This window comes from Streptacidiphilus neutrinimicus, from assembly GCF_000787815.1.
Lineage (GTDB): Bacteria > Actinomycetota > Actinomycetes > Streptomycetales > Streptomycetaceae > Streptacidiphilus > Streptacidiphilus neutrinimicus.
Genome location: NZ_BBPO01000009.1, coordinates 21,598 through 38,545, shown reverse-complemented (window position 1 = coordinate 38,545; position 16,948 = coordinate 21,598). Strand labels below are relative to the sequence as shown.

Annotated in this window: 11 protein-coding genes and 2 pseudogenes; 8 read left to right on the top strand and 5 right to left on the bottom strand. The window is 74.7% G+C overall.

Features of this window, described 5'->3' with window-relative positions:
• Window positions 1-415 precede the first annotated feature (415 nt).
• Window positions 416-1,888, top strand: a complete 1,473-nt coding sequence (locus tag TR48_RS08685; RefSeq protein WP_042365369.1) for a DNA-binding protein NsdB — start codon at window positions 416-418, stop codon at window positions 1,886-1,888.
• Between the two features lie 158 nt (window positions 1,889-2,046).
• Here TR48_RS08685 and TR48_RS08680 read toward each other — a convergent pair whose 3' ends face one another.
• Window positions 2,047-2,556 carry a PAS domain-containing protein gene (locus TR48_RS08680; RefSeq protein WP_042365368.1) on the bottom strand — a complete coding sequence of 170 codons (510 nt, stop codon included), beginning with the start codon at window positions 2,554-2,556 and terminating at the stop codon, window positions 2,047-2,049.
• A gap of 394 nt (window positions 2,557-2,950) precedes the next feature.
• Here TR48_RS08680 and TR48_RS08675 point away from each other — a divergent pair, with 394 nt between their 5' ends.
• The 4 genes and pseudogenes from TR48_RS08675 (at window position 2,951) to TR48_RS44265 (ending at window position 8,700) form a co-directional block, all read left to right on the top strand.
• On the top strand, window positions 2,951-4,426 hold the full coding sequence (locus TR48_RS08675; RefSeq protein ID WP_042365367.1) for a hypothetical protein: 1,476 nt from the start codon (window positions 2,951-2,953) through the stop codon (window positions 4,424-4,426).
• Window positions 4,427-5,185: 759 nt separating this feature from the next.
• Complete coding sequence (locus tag TR48_RS08670; protein WP_084729048.1) at window positions 5,186-6,400, top strand: glycosyltransferase family 4 protein; 1,215 nt, start codon at window positions 5,186-5,188, stop codon at window positions 6,398-6,400.
• 11 nt (window positions 6,401-6,411) lie between these two features.
• Window positions 6,412-7,554, top strand: a pseudogene (locus tag TR48_RS44270) (glycosyltransferase); the annotation flags it as partial.
• 201 nt (window positions 7,555-7,755) lie between these two features.
• A complete protein-coding gene (locus TR48_RS44265; protein ID WP_170183524.1) occupies window positions 7,756-8,700 on the top strand; it encodes an SGNH/GDSL hydrolase family protein in 945 nt (314 codons plus the stop codon).
• Here TR48_RS44265 and TR48_RS08660 read toward each other — a convergent pair.
• The 4 genes from TR48_RS08660 to TR48_RS08645 all read right to left on the bottom strand — a co-directional run bounded on the left by TR48_RS08660 (window position 8,687) and on the right by TR48_RS08645 (window position 12,501).
• Window positions 8,687-9,781, bottom strand: coding sequence for a WD40/YVTN/BNR-like repeat-containing protein (locus tag TR48_RS08660; protein ID WP_042365366.1), 1,095 nt, complete (start codon window positions 9,779-9,781; stop codon window positions 8,687-8,689). The genes TR48_RS44265 and TR48_RS08660 overlap by 14 nt on opposite strands.
• A gap of 304 nt (window positions 9,782-10,085) precedes the next feature.
• Window positions 10,086-11,036, bottom strand: a complete 951-nt coding sequence (locus TR48_RS08655; RefSeq protein WP_236652075.1) for a 5-oxoprolinase subunit C family protein — start codon at window positions 11,034-11,036, stop codon at window positions 10,086-10,088.
• A 17-nt stretch (window positions 11,037-11,053) separates the two neighbouring features.
• Window positions 11,054-11,692, bottom strand: coding sequence for a 5-oxoprolinase subunit B family protein (locus tag TR48_RS08650; protein ID WP_042365449.1), 639 nt, complete (start codon window positions 11,690-11,692; stop codon window positions 11,054-11,056).
• A 44-nt stretch (window positions 11,693-11,736) separates the two neighbouring features.
• Entirely contained in the window at window positions 11,737-12,501 is a 765-nt protein-coding gene (locus TR48_RS08645; RefSeq protein ID WP_042365448.1) for a LamB/YcsF family protein, read from the bottom strand.
• Between the two features lie 432 nt (window positions 12,502-12,933).
• Here TR48_RS08645 and TR48_RS08640 point away from each other — a divergent pair, with 432 nt between their 5' ends.
• From TR48_RS08640 to TR48_RS08630, 3 genes and pseudogenes are all read left to right on the top strand, one after another.
• A complete protein-coding gene (locus TR48_RS08640) occupies window positions 12,934-14,427 on the top strand; it encodes a hypothetical protein (RefSeq protein ID WP_042365365.1) in 1,494 nt (497 codons plus the stop codon).
• 157 nt (window positions 14,428-14,584) lie between these two features.
• Entirely contained in the window at window positions 14,585-15,460 is an 876-nt protein-coding gene (locus TR48_RS08635) for a hypothetical protein (RefSeq protein ID WP_042365364.1), read from the top strand.
• A 44-nt stretch (window positions 15,461-15,504) separates the two neighbouring features.
• Window positions 15,505-16,948 (top strand): annotated as a pseudogene (locus TR48_RS08630) (hypothetical protein); the annotation flags it as partial.

The following is a 16,948-nucleotide window of genomic DNA, read 5'->3' as shown; positions in this document are numbered from 1 at the left end:
GTGCGGGGGAGAGAGCCGGTGAGTACATGGGTGCGTCCTGATCCCTTCGTCTGACCGGTGCTTCCGTCCGGTGCGTCCGGTGCCTCCGCCCGTCGGCCGGGGTCGGGCCGGTGAACGGATGCCTGGTCGGGGTGGCGGCCCGGCGCCACGCGGGCCGGAGCCCGGTCGGCGCACCCTGGGGAGTTGCGTCTCCCGGGCGAACCCTGGCGCGTGGCGGCGGCGCGCCACCCCTTGCGCCACACCCGCCCCCGGAGCCATCGGCCGGGCGATTTCCCAGGTTGGGGTGGCGCACTCATACGACACACCTTGTCGACCTGAGCGAGACAGTTGGCGCACCCTGGCGAACCCTGGCGAATGCTCGCCTGGCACATGACGGGTGGTTAGTGTCGAAGTGCCGAGAACCTGGGGGCACGACGTGAACAGAGGACCGAACCACCAGCTCGCCGACCTTTTCGCCCTGACCGGATGGTCCAAGGGGGAGTTGGCGCGGTTGGTCAACCGCCGCGGTGCGCAGGCCGGACAGCAGCAGCTGTCGACCGACACCTCGCGGGTGCGCCGCTGGATGGAGCGCGGGGAGATCCCCCGCGATCCCGTCCCGCGCATCCTCGCGGCCCTGTTCAGCGAGCAGCTCGGCCGAGTAGTCACGCCTGAGGACCTCGGCTTTCACCGGGAACGGCCATCCGCCCCGACCTCGCGCAGCAGCGAGCCGGACGGTTCCAGACCGGCACCAGGACAGACAGCCGCGGTCCTCACCGAGTTCACGGGAATGGACCTGATGCTGAATCGACGCGGACTGATGGGGGCGAGCACGGCTCTCGCTGCGGGGGCCGTCATCGCCAACCCTCTCTACGAGTGGATGCGGTCCCCGGCCGCGATCCCGCCGGCGAGCGGCTCGGCCGCGGTGGTCCGGAGCGTGTCGGCGCTGCCGGCCCTCGACTACTACGAGGCCGGTCCGGTGGGCGAGGACGAGGTCGTCGCCCTGGAGGAGTCGGTCGACGTCTTCCGGCGCTGGGACGCCTCCCGCGGTGGTGGTCTCCAACGCAAGGCCGTGGTGGGCCAGTTGAACGAGGTGGGCAGCATGCTCACCTACGACCACCCCGACCATCTGCGGCGGCGGCTGTGGAGCGTCGCGGCCAACCTGGCGGTGCTTGCCGGGTGGATGTCCCATGACGTCGGCCTGGAGCCCACCGCGCAGCGGTACTTCGTGATGGCGGTGCACTCCGCCCGCGAGGCCGAGGACCGCCCGCGCGCCAGTGAGGCCCTGGCGCGCGCCGCGCGCCAGATGGTGCACCTGGGCCGCGCCGGCGACGCGTTGGACCTGATGCGCGTCGCGGACGCCGGGGCGGGCGAGGAGGCGCTGCCGCGCACCCGCGCCATGCTGCGCACGGTCGAGGCCTGGGCGTACGCGTCGCTGGGGCGCAGCCAGGCAACCCGCCGCACGCTCGGCGAGGCCGAGGACCTCTTCGCACAGGACAGCGGTGAACCGGGGCCGAACTGGCTGCAGTTCTTCGACCTCGCGGACCTTCACGGCATGGAGGCGCTCACCTACCGCACCCTGGCCGACCACGACCCGAGCGCGGCTGCCCTGGCGCAGCGCCACGCGCAGCTCGCACTGCAACTGCGCGAGGGCGGGCACGAGCGGTCCAAGCTCTTCGACCACATCTCCATGGCGTCGGCATGCTTTCTGGCCAACAAGCCGGACGAGGCGCAGCGTTACGCGCAGCTCGCGCTCAGTTCCACGGGCGAGATGTCCTCGCACCGCACCTGGCACCGGCTGCGGCAGATGTACCGGCTGACCGCCCGCTACGACAAGATCCCCGAGGTCGCCCACCTTCGGGCGCAGATCACCAAGGCGCTCCCGCGCCAGCCCCGCCCGCAGATCATCTGAGCCGCCGCTCGCTCCGCCAGGGGATCACGGCCCCACGGGGCTTCGGGCGGACGACCGGCGACGGACGACCGGCGGTGGACGACCGGCGGCGGACTCGGGCGGGACACGGGACGTCCTCGGGTGGCCGCCGACCTGAGCCGAGCACGGTCGGCCAGGCGCTAGCGGGTGCGGACGGCGAGCCAGACGGCGTGGATGCAGCCGTTGTCGGTGAAGCGGGGCGCGCCCACGCAGTGGACCGGACGTACGGTGCCGTCGGCGAGCTGAAGGCGGAACTCCGCGTCGATCGGGCGTCCGTCGACGAGGGCGTCGGTCAACATCCGGGAGACGGCACGGCGGTCCTCGGGGTGCAGCGCGCCCGGAAGCTGGTCGAGGGTGAGCGCGCCGTCCTGCGGTGCGCGGGCGAAGATCTGGAACATCTCGGGGGACCAGGCGACCGAGTCGTGGACGAGGTCCCACTCCGCGTCGCCCAGGAGGACGGCGTCTGGGTCCGCCCCGGTCGGGCAGCTCAGCACGCCCGTGAGGCGCTCCAGCTCGACCAGGTGGGAGCGGGCGTGGGCCAGCAGCGCGCGTTCGGCGCGGTCCTGGCCCTCGCCGTACTCCGTCTCCAGCCGTTCCCGCAGCGCGGAGACCTGCTGCGCGAGCGACGGAGGGGAAATGTGGGGGTGCATGGCGTCCCGCAGAGGCCGGTGAGGTTCGTGAACGTCACGACTGTCGCACAGAGCGTGGCGCTCGTGGGGGGCTTTCACCGAAGCTTGGCGGGATTTTGCTTCCGGCATATGCCGGAAGCCCTCGCCTCGGTCCGGGACGCCTCGGCGCGCCCCCGTCGGCGGGGGTGGCGCGGCTGGTGCGGAACGAATACGGGCAGGTGCGCGGTAAGGGGTGCGGACGGTAGCATTCCGTGCTTCCGGTTGGCGGGCGTCGTCAGCCGGTGCCAGAATCCCCCCGCGGCCACCGTCGCGGACCCGAACCGACCCTTCTGTGCCGGGGCCGACTCACCAGGTCAACCGCCGCGTGCACCGAAATTCCATTGCCACCAGGACTGCCGCAACGGATGCTGACCTCATGTTCGAGCCCGCGATAGCGCCCAGCGCCTCCCTCCTCGGCCTGCTCCAGCGGGGCCGGGGGGACGGCACCCTGCACGCTCTGGCGGCCGAGCGTCACGACGCGCTCGCCGCCCTGGAGGAGTGCGTCACCAGAGACCCCCGCCGCGACTGGCAGGTCGAGAACCGCTCTCTCTACTACGCGCGCCTCTTCATGGAGCTCGAGGCGCCGCTGGCGGGGCTGGAGGCGCACCTCTTCGACGCGTGGGACGAGCTGGACACCCGCGAGAGCCGCACCGGCCTCACTCTCGCCGTGCTGGGCCGTCTGGCCGGCTACGGCCGTCGGGACGCGTTGCAGTTGCTGCGCCGCTACGCCGCCGAGGGCTGCAACTGGGCCTGGGCCTTGGACGAGCTCGCCGTGCGCGACAGCGACGAGGGCCTGCGCGAGCTGGCGGACGCCGTACTGGCGCGCTTCCCCGAGGGCCCGGAGGGCGACACCGAGCTGCGCGCCGCGATCCGCGACGCCTACGAGCCGCGCCCGTGGCACCTGTGGGCGGCCGGGCATCCGCGCGTCGCCGCAGCGACCGAGCGGGCCCCCTTCGACCTGTGGCAACGTCAGATGGCCAGGCCCCAGACTCCGGAGTGGAGCACCGAGGCCGTGCTGGCCTGGGCCGACGCCGAGGCGGAGCCCTCGCTCGGTGCGGGCGGCGTCGGCGGCGCCGGGCTCGGCGGGGGCGCGGGCATCGCCGAGCGTCCCGAGGGGCGCGCCACCCTGCGCCGGGCCGCCGCAGCGGCCCGCCTGCTGGGCGCCGTCGCCGGCCCCGCGGATCGCCCGGTGCTGCGCCTCGCGGCCCGTACCGGACTTGCGGGCGCCCGCTGCGCGGCGCTGCGCCATCTCTCCGAGGTGGACGACCCGGAGTTGCCGGAGCTGATGGAGCTCGCTGCCGACGACCTCTCCGAGCCGGTCGTCGACTTCGCCCTCGACACCCTGGGGCGGATGCGCGGCGAGGGCATCCTCGTCCACGCCCGCGCCTGGGCCTCCCGGACCGACGGCAGCCGCCTCGTCGACGCCGCGGCCCGTCTGCTCGCCTGCGCGGGCGGTCCCGAGGACGCCCCGCTCGTCGTCGCCGCCCTCCACCGCGAGGTGTCCCGCTCCGGCCCGGACGGCGAGGCACTCTTCGCCCTCGTCGAGGGCGTCGGCCGGCTGGCGGCCGTACAGGCGGTCTCCGTGCTGCGCCACATCTACGCCGAGACGGTCTGCTCACAGCTCCGCCTCGGCGCGGCACGCGGCCTCGCCGTGATCGACCCGTACTTCGCCACCGGCGCGGCGGTCGAGTGCCTCTGGGACTGCGAGGAGGCCACCCGTGAACTGGCCGCCCGCCATGTGCGCACCAGCGGCAACGTCCGCGTCCTCGACCGCCTGCGCCGCCTCGCCGCCGACCCGGGCGAGGAGGCGGAGGTCCACGCCGCCGTCCGCGGCCGCCTGAGCGCGGGCTGAGCGCGGACTGAGGCGGCTCAGACCGCGTGCCACCCCTGGCCCGCTGACCCCCGCCGATGGGCCCGGCGGGGACCCGGGGGTGCCCATCCGGCACCGGCACCCTGGCGGCGCCCACTTCGGGGCCCGAGCGGCTGGCCACCCCGCGCGGGGTGCCCGACGTGCGAGCCGGACCCGGGCGGGGTCAGTCGGGCGTCGTGCCGGGATTCGCCCCCGGACTCGCCCCGGATTCGCCCCAGACTCGCCCCAGGACGGCTCTGCCGACCGACGTGGCACAGCTCCGTCCGAGTGAAGGCCCGCTCCGGGGGTGAGGCCCTTACCGAGGAGCAGACTCCGCTCGGTGATGATCTTCGCTGCCGTCGGTCTTCGGGCGGATCTCCTGCCCGGCCCGACAGGATGCTGCGCAGAACCTGCCAGTCGGCGGTGAGCTCGACGGACGCGCCGGCCGCCCATGGCCACCTGGTTGTCGACTGCCCACGGCAGCACCGCTGTTGGGGCGGCCGGCGATCGGCCGTGCGCGGCCCGGGCGGACGGCTGTGACCGCGGAGGGCCTCTGGTTCGCGGGCGATCGGATGGTCAGCCTCGGGGACGTGATGCGGACGGTGCCGGACGAGCCGAGGAACACGAACGGAATCTTCCGAGAACGCCGTGGCCCGGGCCGCGACACCTGGGAATACCGCCGACACGAGGATTCGTGCGCCGTTCGCCGTTCGGTCAGATCCACGTGCCTCGCCGCACGCCGGAGCTCGGAATAACGCTGGCATGCGTGTCGTCCTCGTCACCGAGTCCTTCCCGCCAGACGTCAACGGGGTCGCCCACTCCGTCCTGCGTACCGCCGAGCATCTGGTGCGTCGTGGGCACGAGCCCCTCGTCATCACTCCCGCGCCCGCCGTGCCGGTGGCGGCCGGGGACCCGTGCCCGGTCGTGCGCGTACCCGCCATGCCGCTGCCGGGGTATCCCCAGGTCCGAATCGCGCTGCCCAGCCGCAAGCTGGAGCAACTGATCGCCGGACACCGCCCCGACGTCGTCCACCTGGCCAGCCCCTTCCTGCTCGGATCGCGCGGCATGGCCGCGTCCGAGCGGCTCGGACTGCCGACGGTCGCCGTCTACCAGACCGACATCGCCGGGTACGCCCGCGCCTACCGCGCGGGCAGCGCCCTTGGGGAGGCCGCCGCCTGGCGGCGGCTGCGGACGGTGCACTGCGCCGCCGACCGCACCCTGGCGCCGTCCACGCCCGCCTTGCAGGACCTCACCGCCCACGGCATCCCGCGCGTGCACCTGTGGCGGCGCGGCGTGGACTCCGTCCGCTTCCACCCGCGCCACCGCAGCGAGGCGCTGCGGCGCGAGCTGGCCCCGGACGGTGAGGTGCTCGTCGGGTACGTCGGACGCCTGGCTCCCGAGAAGCGGGTGGACCTGCTGGCCGAGACGGTGGAGCTGCCGGGCGTGCGGGTGGTCGTCATCGGCGACGGTCCCTCCGACCACTCGCTGCGCCAGGCGCTCCCCGGCGCCGTCTTCCTCGGACGCCGCACGGGCGACGAGCTCGCCGCCCTCTACGCCTCCCTGGACGTGTTCGCGCACACCGGCCCGATGGAGACCTTCTGCCAGACCATCCAGGAGGCCATGGCCAGCGGCGTGCCGGCGATCGGCCCCGCCGTGGGCGGGCCGCTGGACCTGATCGGTCACCGGCGCACCGGACTGCTCGTCCCGGCCCGGGACGGTGCGGCCCTGGCGCGCGCGGTGAGCGAACTCGCGGCCGACGAGCTGGTCCGGGCCCGGTACGGCGAGGCGGCGCGCGCCGAGGTCGAGTCCCGCACCTGGGAGTCGGTCGGCGACGAGCTGATCGAGCACTACCGGTGCGTCATGGCCGAGCGCGGCCGCCCGGCGGGCGACGTCCGCCCGTCCGCGGCCTCGGTCGCCACCGCCACCGCCCCCGCGGCCGTGACGAGCGCCGGGGCCGGCACGGCCGCCGCGGCCTAGGGGCGACCGAGATGGCACTGCGAATCGTGCGAGTGGCGAACTTCGTCACCCCGACCTCGGGCGGACTGCGCACCGCGCTGCGTCGCCTGGGGGCCGGCTACCTCGAGGCCGGGCACCAGCCGGTGCTGATCGTGCCCGGCCCCGAGGCCGGGGACGAGGAGAGCGAGCAGGGCCGGGTGATCACCCTGCCCGGTCCCGTCGTCCCCGGCACCGGCGGCTACCGGGTGCTGCGCGACCGGGCCCGCGTGGCCGCCACCCTGGAGGCGGTGCGCCCGGACCGGCTGGAGGTCTCCGACCGGACCACGCTGCGCTGGACCGGCCGATGGGCCCGCGAGCACGACGTTCCCGCGGCGATGGTCTCCCACGAGAGCCTCGACGGCGTGCTGCGGATGTGGGGGCTGCCCCGCTCCGCCGCCCGGCGCGCTGCCGACGTCCTCAACGCCCGCACGGCAAGGGACTTCACCCGGATCATCTGCACCACGGAGTGGGCGGCCCGGGAGTTCCGGCGCCTGGAGCTCCGCGGCCCGGACCCCACGGACGTACGGCTCGCGCCCCTCGGGGTCGACCTGACCCTGCGCCACCCGTCCTTTCGCGACGAGGCGCTGCGTGCGGAGCTCGCCGCGCCCCACGAGACGCTGCTGGTGATGTGCTCGCGTCTCTCGCACGAGAAGCGGCCCGAGCGCGCCCTCGACGCGCTCGTCGAGCTCCGGCGCCGGGGCGTACCGGCCGTGCTCGCGATCGCCGGGGCCGGACCGCTGCGGGCGCGCCTGGAGGCCCGCATCCAACGGGAAGGGCTGCCCGCCCGCCTCCTCGGCCACGTCGCCGACCCGGCGCGTCTCTCGTCCGTGTTCGCCTCGGCCGACGTCGCCCTCGCCCCCGGCCCGGTGGAGACCTTCGGCCTGGCCGCGCTGGAGGCGCTCGCCTGCGGCACACCCGTGGTCGCCTCCGCCTCCTCCGCGCTGCCCCCGATCATCGGCGAGGCCGGCCTGCCGGCTGCCGACACCGGCCTGACGTTCGCGGACGCCGTCCAGCGCCTGCTGGCCCGCCCGGCCTCCGTCCGCCGCGCCGCCGCCCGCGCCCGCGCCGAGGAGTTCGGCTGGGACGCCTCCGTGGCCGCCTTCCTGGCGGCCCACGAAGCCGGTCCGGTCACCCCCGCCGACCCGCAGCCGGCCCTGCGTCCGGACCAGGCCTTGCGTCCGGACCAGGCCTTGCGTTCGGATCCGGCCCTGCGTCCGGACCAGGCCCCCCATCCGGACTCGCAGCCACAGCCCCGGGAGTCCTCCCGGCCGGAGCCGCAGAGCCTGGCCAACCTGCCGTCGCACGCCCGCCGCACTCCTTGCGAAGGGAGCCTCCCGATGACGTCGTTGCGCGTGTCCGCGCTCGGTGACTCCCTGACCGAGGGCCTCGGCGATCCCGTCGCCGGGGGGTGGCGCGGCTGGGCCGCGCTGCTCGCCCAGAGCCTTGCCGCCGACCCTGCCGAGGTGACCTTCACCAACCACGCCACCAGCGGGGCCCAGACGGCCGACGTGCTGCTGCGTCAGCTCCCCGAGGCACGCCGGAAGCGACCGCACGTCGCGGCCGTGATCGTCGGCGGCAACGACACGCTGCGGGCCACCTACGACATCCAGGCGGTGGCCCGGCACCTCGACACCACGCTCGGCAGCCTGGTCGAGGATGGGACAGTGCTGCTCACCGCCTGTCTGCCGGACCCCGGCCGGATGCTGGGGCTGCCCGACGCGCTGGCGCGGCCGCTGGGCCGGCGGATGCGCAGCGTCAACACCGTCGTCCACGCGCTCTCCGAGCGCTACGACGCCGTGCACGTCCACGCCGCCGAGGAGCCGTGGCTGTTCGACCCCGTGATGTGGAGCGTGGACCGCCTCCACCCGAGCGAGCGCGGGCATCGCGCCCTGGCACGCGCCTTCCACCGCGAACTGGCGGTCCGCGGAATAGCGTTGGGCCCGGCGCCCGACGACCGGACCGACGGGGTGGTGCCCTCCCGCACCGCGCAGGTGCTGTGGATGGCGACCAAGGGCACCCGCTGGGTGCTGGACCGGTGCACGGATCTGCTGCCCGACCTGCTGCGCCTCGCCGCAGCCGAGCGCCGCGAGAACCGGGCCGAGCAACTGGACCGGGAGGCTGCCGAGCAGACGGCCTCAGCCCTCCGGGCCCTGCCCGGCTGGCGCGAGCACCTGGCGGCCCGTGCCGCCGGTGCAGCCTCCGTCCGCCGACCGACTTTCGAGCACGCCCTTGACGAGAGCGCGGAGCGGACTTGCGCCGCCGCCGAGGTCAGTCCAGCGTGACCGCCCGGACGCAGAGCACCGAGGGGAGGTGCTCGTTGAGCAGCGACCAGGACTCGCCCTCGTCCGCGCTCCCGTACAGCTCCCCGTTCTTGTTGCCGAAGTAGATCCCGGCCGGCTCGCCGTCGTCCGTGGTCAGGGCGTCGCGGAGGACCACGCCGTAGTGGTCGCGCTCGGGCAGGCCCTTTTCCAGGGGCTGCCAGGTCTCGCCCGCGTCCTCGGTGCGGTAGACGCGGCACCGGTGCTCCGGTGCGAGCCTTTCGTAGTCCGCGACCAGCGGGAAGACGTAGGCGGTGTCGCCGCGGTGCGGGTGCGCGGCGACTGGGAAGCCGAAGTCGGCGGGCAGCCCGGCGTCGATGCGCTTCCAGACCGCGCCGCCGTCGTCGCTGCGGTACACGCCACCGTGGTTCTGCAGGTAGAGCCGGGAGGGATCGGCGGCGTCCTGGGAGACCTTGTGGACGCACTGCCCGAAGGCCGGGTACCGGTCCTCCTCGGGCATGAAGCGGGCCTCGATGCCGGTGTTCGACGGCTCCCATTCGGTGCCGCCGTCGCGGGTGCGGTAGACGCCGCCCGTCGAGACCGCGACGGTGATCGCCTGCGGATCACGCGGGTCGAGCATGATCGTGTGCAGCCCCTGGCCGCCGAAGCCGGCCTGCCACTGCTCGCGCTGCGGGTGACGCCACAGGCCCTCGTTGAGGGTGAAGGAGACGCCGCCGTCCTCGGAGCGGAACAGCGCGGCCGGTTCCGTGCCCGCGTAGACGACGCCCGGCTCCTCCGGCCCGGCCGGCCGGAGCTGCCAGACCCGGACCAGCGAGGCGTCCGTCCCGGGTGGGAACTTGACCGCCGGGGCGGCGGGCTCCTGCCAGCTGGCGCCCAGGTCGTCCGAGGTGAAGACCGACGGACCCCAGTGGCTGGAATCCGCGCCGACCAGAATGCGCGGCGTCGCGCCCCGGCGGTCCACCGCGACCGAGTAGACGCCCTGCATCACGAAGTGGGGGCCGGTCCAGGACCAGGAGCGGCGGTCCTTGCTGCGGGCGAGGAACAGGCCCTTGGCCGTGCCGACCGCGAGCAGCGTCTCAGACATGCGGAACACCTCCAGGCGGAGCCGTGGGTAGGGGAAAGGGGCGGAAGGTGGGGACCACGACGGGTGGCGGGGCTCCGAGCGGCCTGCGCCCTCGGGCTCTGCCAGCAGTCTGGACCCGCCCCGCCCCCCATGTCCCGTCGAACGCGCTCGAAAACTCGAACGAGGGAGCGCGCGGTTGCCGCCCATGCGCCGGAATCCGGGCCGACTCAGGGACGACGCGCCGTACTGGTCGGGAACACCCCGCGAAAGGCCCCGCTCCGGGGCGGAGGAGAGCCCAGCTCGGGTCGTCGCTGGTCGCCGATCCTCAGGCGTCGAGTCGTGCCGTGGGCAGGAGCCGGACCGGCGTCCCGGGCGCGGCCTGCGCCGCCGCGGCCAGGTCCGCCTCCGGCACCACGCCGACCACGGGATAGCCGCCCGTGGTCGGATGGTCGGCGAGGAAGACGACGGGCATCCCGTCCGGGGGGACCTGGACGGCGCCCAGCACCATGCCCTCGCTCGGCAGTTCGCCCAGGCCCGCGCGGCGGCGCAGCGGCGGCCCGTCCGCGAGTCGCAGGCCGACGCGGTTGCTCGCGGGGGAGACGCGGTAGCGCGTACGGCCGAGCGCGGCGAGGGAGTCCGGTGCGAACCAGTCCCGGCGCGGGCCGGGGGTGAGGCGCAGCAGCAGTTCTGCGGGCGGCGCGGCCAGCGGGACCTGGTCGGCGCTCCCCGGGCCGAGCCCGCCCAGCGTTCCCGGCGCGCCCAACGGCAGGCGCATCCCGGCGGCGAGCGGGGCGGGTCCGAGGCCGGCGAGCAGGTCCGCGGACCGGCTCCCGAGGACGGGCGGAACGTCGAAGCCGCCGTCCACCGCCACGTAGCAGCGCACTCCGGCGGTGACCGCGCCCACCTCGAGCAGCTCGCCCGCGCGCACTCGCACCGGCGCGCCCCAACCGACCGGACGCCCCTCGACGCGCACGGGCGCGGGCGCGCCGGTCACCGCGACCCAGGCGGCGCCGCCGACCGCCCGCAGCGCCAGGTTCCCCGTCGTCGCCTCCAGCGTCGCGGCGCCTGGCACCCTCCCGCCCGCCGCGCCGTCCGTCACGTCGCCTGCCGTGTCGTCCACGGCATTGCCCACCAGAGCGTTCGCCCACCGCCAGGCGGGAGCGTCCAGGACGCCGGCTCGGGGCACGCCCAACGCCGCCACCCCGCGTCGGCCCGCGTCCTGCACCGTCGTCAACGGCCCCGGCCGCACCACCTCGAACAGACGTGTTGTCGGCACATCGTCCTGCTCCTGCGTCACTTCGACTCACCCGCCCCGTCAGGCCCGTTCGTCACCGGCACGAACCGAACCCGGGTTCCGGGGGACAGCAGCGCGGCCGGTGTCCGGTCGGCGTCCCACAGGCGCAGCGCGGTGCGGCCGATGAGCTGCCAGCCGCCGGGAGAGGGGCTGGGGTAGACGCCGGTGTAGGGGCCGGCGAGCGCGACGGATCCGGCGGGGACTCGTGTGCGCGGGGTGGCGCGCCGGGGCACGGCGAACTCGTCCGGCAGGCCGGTGAGATAGGCGAAGCCCGGCGCGAAGCCGCAGAAGGCCACGCGGAACGAGCAGTCGGCGTGCCGTCGCGCCGCCTCCTCGGCGGAGACGCCCCACAGGCGCGCGACCTCGCCCAGATCCTCGCCGTCGTATACGGTCGGGATCTCCACCAGCGGCCCGTCCCCCGCCGTGGCGGAGTGCGGTGCCCAGGCGCTCAACCAGGCTGCCAGACCGGTGCGTTCGGCTGCGTCGGCGAGGCCGTCGACCAGCACCGTCCGGGCGGCGGGCACGAGTTCGACGCCGGCGCCGAGCAGACCATCGTGCTGACGGAGCCTCAGATCACCCAACAGCGCGGCGACCTGTTCGTCCGAGCCGACCTCGGCGAGCAGCGCCCGTGTTCCCATCGGGCGAACGACCGGATGGGCGAGGGAGTCCGGGCCGCGGCCGCTCAAGCGAACGCCTCGATCGTCACGCCCGCGGCCTCCAACGCGTTCCGGACCCGGACGGCGAGCGCGGCCGCACCCGGCGTGTCCCCGTGCAGGCACAGGGAGTCGGCGGTGACCGCCACCTTCGCGCCCGCGACCGTGGCCGCCTCCCCGGCCACCGCGACGGCCAGCGCCTGGGCGACGACGGCGTCGGGATCGTGCAGGACCGCGCCGGGTTCGGTGCGCGGCACGAGCGTGCCCTCCGGCGTGTACGCGCGGTCCGCGAAGGCCTCCGCCACCGTCGGCAGTCCCGCCGCGGCGGCACGACGCAGCAGGGCGGAGCCGGGCAGGCCCAGGACCGGCAGTTCGCGGCCGTACGCGCGGGCGAAGGCGATCACGGCGTCGACGACCGCCGCGGCCTGGTCCTCGTCCCTGACCGACCGGTTGTACAGGGCCCCGTGCGGCTTCACGTAGGCGACGCCCGCCGCTCCGGCGGCCCGCGCGAAGACCTCCAACGCGCCGATTTGGTAGGTCAGTTCGTCGGCGAGCTCGGCGCGCGGCACGTCCATCGCGCGGCGGCCGAAGCCCGCGAGGTCCCGGTAGGAGACCTGCGCGCCGATCCGCACACCGTGCGCGACGGCGCCTTCGCAGACGCGACGCATCGTGGCCGGGTCGCCCGCGTGGAAGCCGCAGGCGACATTGGCGCTGGTGACGACCGAGAGCAGCGCCTCGTCGTCGGTGAGCGTCCAGCGGCCGAAGCCCTCGCCGAGATCGGCGTTCAGATCCATCTCCACCTCCGGCTCCACGTCCGGCGTTGATCGTATGCGGCCGGCGCGGCGGCTGTCCGAGCCGCGCGCCCCGGGCAGCGGACCTGGCCGAGCCCGGGGTGTGAAAGGGTTCAAACCCTCCTGCGGCGTGGCGCAAACGGCACGCGGCGAAGATCACCCGACTGGCCCCGTTGAAAGGCCGAGGCCATCGGCACCGTGATCCTGATGCCGCGGTCGCCTCGGCGGTGGAACCGGCGAAGGTCGCGGCGAACGGCTGACCCGGCGCGGCCCGCCCCGGCGTGGAAGCGCGCGACGGTCTGGGGCCGCGTGGAGCCGGCGGGTCGCGGCTGCGACGACGGAGAGACCGTACGTCGCCCCGCGTCCCGCTGGACAGAGCGGGGCGATCCGTGCCGTTTGGGACGTTGTCCGTCCGAGCCTCTACGCTAAACCCCCGTGACCACCACCGAAGCAGCGCGCACGGCCCCGGGCCCCGCCGCCGACGAGGGCCTCGCCCGTCGGCTGCGCGCCCTCGCCTGCACCGCGCCGCTGCACGACCTCGACAGCCGCAAGGCCAACCTGGCGGGCGAGTACGCGGTCTACGGCATGGCGGAGGTCGCGCTCGCCGCGATCGACCTGGTCACCCTGCACATGGACTTCGACACGGGCGCCGACCGGGACCAGGTCCTCGCCCGGCTCCTGCCGCGCGTCGCGGCGCAGGCCCCCGAACGCGAGTGGCGCGAGCACGAGCGCGTCGCCAAGTGGGTGCTGGAGTCGCTGATCAACGTCGGCAGCGTCGACCGCGGCTTCCGCGCCGTCTACGGCACCTTCGGCTCCGACGGCTCCTACATCCGCCGCGACTACGACTTCAAGCTCATCGAGGAGGTCCCCGGCCCCGACGGCGGCGTCTACCTGCGCACCACCGACGAGGCCGTCAACGTCCTCGTCGGCGCGCTCGACACCGACGTCACCTCCGCGCAGATCGCCGCCGAGGTCAAACTCGAGGTGCTGATCCGCCGCGGGCGTCTCGCCGATGCCCAGCTCGCCGCCGAGCAGGCCCGCTACCGCACCGTCCAGTACAGCGAGCTGCTGCGCCGCGCGCTCGAGGCCACCCGGCGCAACGTGCGCGCCGTGGACTGGATGGAGACCGTCCCCGACCTCATCGCCGAGGCGCTGGAGCACATCGCCGACCGCTACCGGCACGAGAACGCGATCCTCACCAACATCCGCAAGGCCCGCGACGAGGCCGAGGACGCGGAGCACAAGCGCCGCGCGGCGGAGCTCGTCGACATCGTCAAGGACTGCATCCGCCGCCACACCCAGCTGCAGACCCGCCTGCTGGAGGCCGGGCCGCTGTTCCGCGCCGAGCAGGACCGCCAGGCCTTCGCCGCGCCGAGCTCGCGCAGCGGCCTGGACCTGTACGGCCAGTTGCTGGCCCCCGTGCTGCCGCTGCCGCTGGAGCAGGCCTCGGCGGTGACGACGGCGTTCTTCCGCAAGGGCATAGGGCTGCGCACGCCGAACGCGGTCCGCCTGACGGACCTCGTCGACGTCCTGCTCACTCCGCCGGTCGAGCGCGAGCATCTGGGAGCGGAGCTCCCCGAGCCCGACCTGATCTCCACGCCCGACGACAGCCGCTTCTCCGACGAGCAGTTGGAGACCGCGCTCGGCCTGCTGGACCTTCCCGCCGACGCGCCGCGCCGTCTCTCCGGCCTGCTCGCCGAGGCCCGCCGGACCGACCCCGACCTGCCCTACCTGGTCGCGCTGCTCGCCGTCCACGCGGCGAGCCCCGGCGTCGGCACGGCCTACCGGCAGGGCGAGGAGCGGCTGCTCTTCGCCGTCGACGACGGCACGCGCCTGGACGACGAGGAGTTCGGCGGGGCCGACCTGATCGTCGGCAGCGCGCTGCTCGACGCCGTGGGCATGGCGGCGGACCGTTCGGAGGCGAGCTGATGCAGATGGGGACCATCGAGTGGTGCGGGGAACCGCGCGAGGACCCACCCGGTGCGGATGGCCCTGCCCGTCCGGCGGCCTACCAGGGTGGGTGGCTTGCCGCGCAGTTCCTCGCGCCCCTAAGAAGTGCAACCCCCCTCTGTCCGGAGCTGAACCGATGATCGACGACGACTACGACGCACCGAGCACCGGTGAGAGTGCCGCGCGCCCCGCGGCGATCACCGCGGCCGACGTCGCCGACGCCTCCCGGCTGGTCAGCTTCAGCCTCCAGCCGAAGCTGCTGCCGGCGCGGGACACCGAGTACGCCGAGCTGATCCGTCGCTACCGCGACGACCCGTCGTTCGCGCGGCTCGCCGACGCCGTGGCCACCGGCCTCGGGCTGATCGTGCTGGAGGTCTCCTCCCGGGCGGGGATGGCGGTGGCCGCCGCCGAGGACAGCGTGTTCGCGGTGCGGATGGGGGACTACTCCCGCCGCGCCGCGTCGGAGTCGACCGACCGGTTCCTGCACGGCCTCGCGCACCTCGCCGTCGCCGCGCTGGCCTTCCCACGCCCGGAGGACCTCGCCGACGACGGGTACCTGGGGCGGATCACCGTCAACGGCGTCGACGCGTTCGTCCGCCAGGCGTGCCGCAGGCTGGAGCAGCAGGCGGACCTCTCGGGCGACAACACCGACCCGTCCAGCGACGCGCCGGGCCTGGAGGCGGCCTGGCGCGTCTACGCCCGGCGCAGCGCCACCGGCGCGACCAAGGACGCGCGCAGGCTCGCCGGCTCCACGATCGGGATCGTCGGCAAGGCGGTGTCGTTCCTGGTCGACTCCGGCTTCCTGCAGAAGACCTCGGACGACTCGGGCGGCACCTACCGCACCACCGCCCGCTACCAGCTCCAGGTCCGGGACATGGCCGGCAGCGCCGCGATGGCGGAGCTGCTCGCGCTCGGCGTCGTGCCCGTCTCGGACGGCAGCGCCACGCTGCTGCCGCCGGACGAGTCCGACGATTTGGTCACCGACGCCGGCCTGCCCTTCCACAGCGTCTGAACCGCCCCACCTCTGAAGACCCCTGATCGGAGATCCGCCGCACCATGTACGAGCTGAACCGGGTTCGCCTGTACTCCATCGGCCCTGCCGGTGCGCGGTACGCCGACACCGTGCTCGACCTGAGCGGCGTCGGCGATGCCGTCCCCGACCCCGCGCCGCGCCAGCCGGGGTTCTTCGACGAGGAGGACACCGGGCCGGAGCGCCGCCCGGCGCCGGCCGGCGTGCTGTTCCTGGAGAACGGCGGCGGCAAGTCCGTGCTGCTCAAGCTGATCTTCTCGGTGATGCTGCCCGGCCACCGCAACACGCTCGGCGGCGCCAGCTCCGGCGTGCTGCGCAAGTTCCTGCTCGCCGACGACTGCGGGCACGTCGCCCTGGAGTGGCAGCACACCCTCACCGGCGAGACCGTCGTCGTCGGCAAGGTCAGCGAGTGGCGCGGACGCCAGGTCTCCGCCGACCCGCGCAAGTTCGCCGAGGCCTGGTACTCGTTCCGGCCCGGCCCGGCTCTCAGCCTCGACTCGCTGCCCGTCGCCGAGCGCGCCGTGCTGATGCCCGCGCCGGGGCATGAGGCGCCCAAGGTGAGCGCACGCGGCCGTCGCCGCACCATGAAGGGCTTCCGCGACCTGCTGATGGAGGCGGGCAAGCTCGCCCCCGAGCTGGAGATCACCTGGGAGGAGGGCCACGAGCGCTGGACCGAGCACCTGAGCGCGCTCGGGCTGGACCCGGAACTCTTCCGCTACCAGCGCGAGATGAACGCCGACGAGGGTGAGGCCGCCGGCCTCTTCGCGGTCAAGAGCGACAAGGACTTCACCGACCTGCTGCTCCGGGCCGTCACCGACACCCGCGACACCGACGGCCTCGCGGACCTGGTCCACGGCTTCGCGTCCAAGCTGGGCCGCCGCGCCGAGCTGACCGCCGAGCGGGACTTCACCGGCGGCTCGCTGGACCTGCTGCACCGCATCGCCGAGGCCGCGACCGCGCGTGAGGGCGTGCGCGAGAGCCACCGCGCCGCCGAGCGCCGGGCCCGGCGCCTGTCCCGATCGCTCTCCGCGCGTGCGGGCCTGGAGCGGGCGCGCGTGGACGAGTTGGAGGAGCAGGTCGCCGCCGCGGCCGACGCCGTCGCCGAGGCGCACGACGCGCGGACCCGGCAGTCGCTCATCACAGCAGAGTTGACGCACCGTCACGCCAGCCTGGCGCTCGCCGACGCCACCGCCGACGCCGCCGCGCTCCGTCGTGAGCTGCTGGACGCCCGCACGCTCCACTCCGCCTGGCAGGCAACCGAACTGGTGCTCCGTCACCGGGCCTCGGCCGACCGGGCCGCGCGGGTCTCCGCCGCGATCCGGGAGGCCGAGCGCGACGCCGCGCCGGCCCTCGCGGCACGCACCAAGGCCGCCGTGGCGCTGGTCCGGGCGCTGGAGGCCGCCGCCGGGGCGGCCGAGGAGCGTGCCGACAGCGAGGAGTCGCGCGCCCACGAGCTGCAGACCCAGGGCG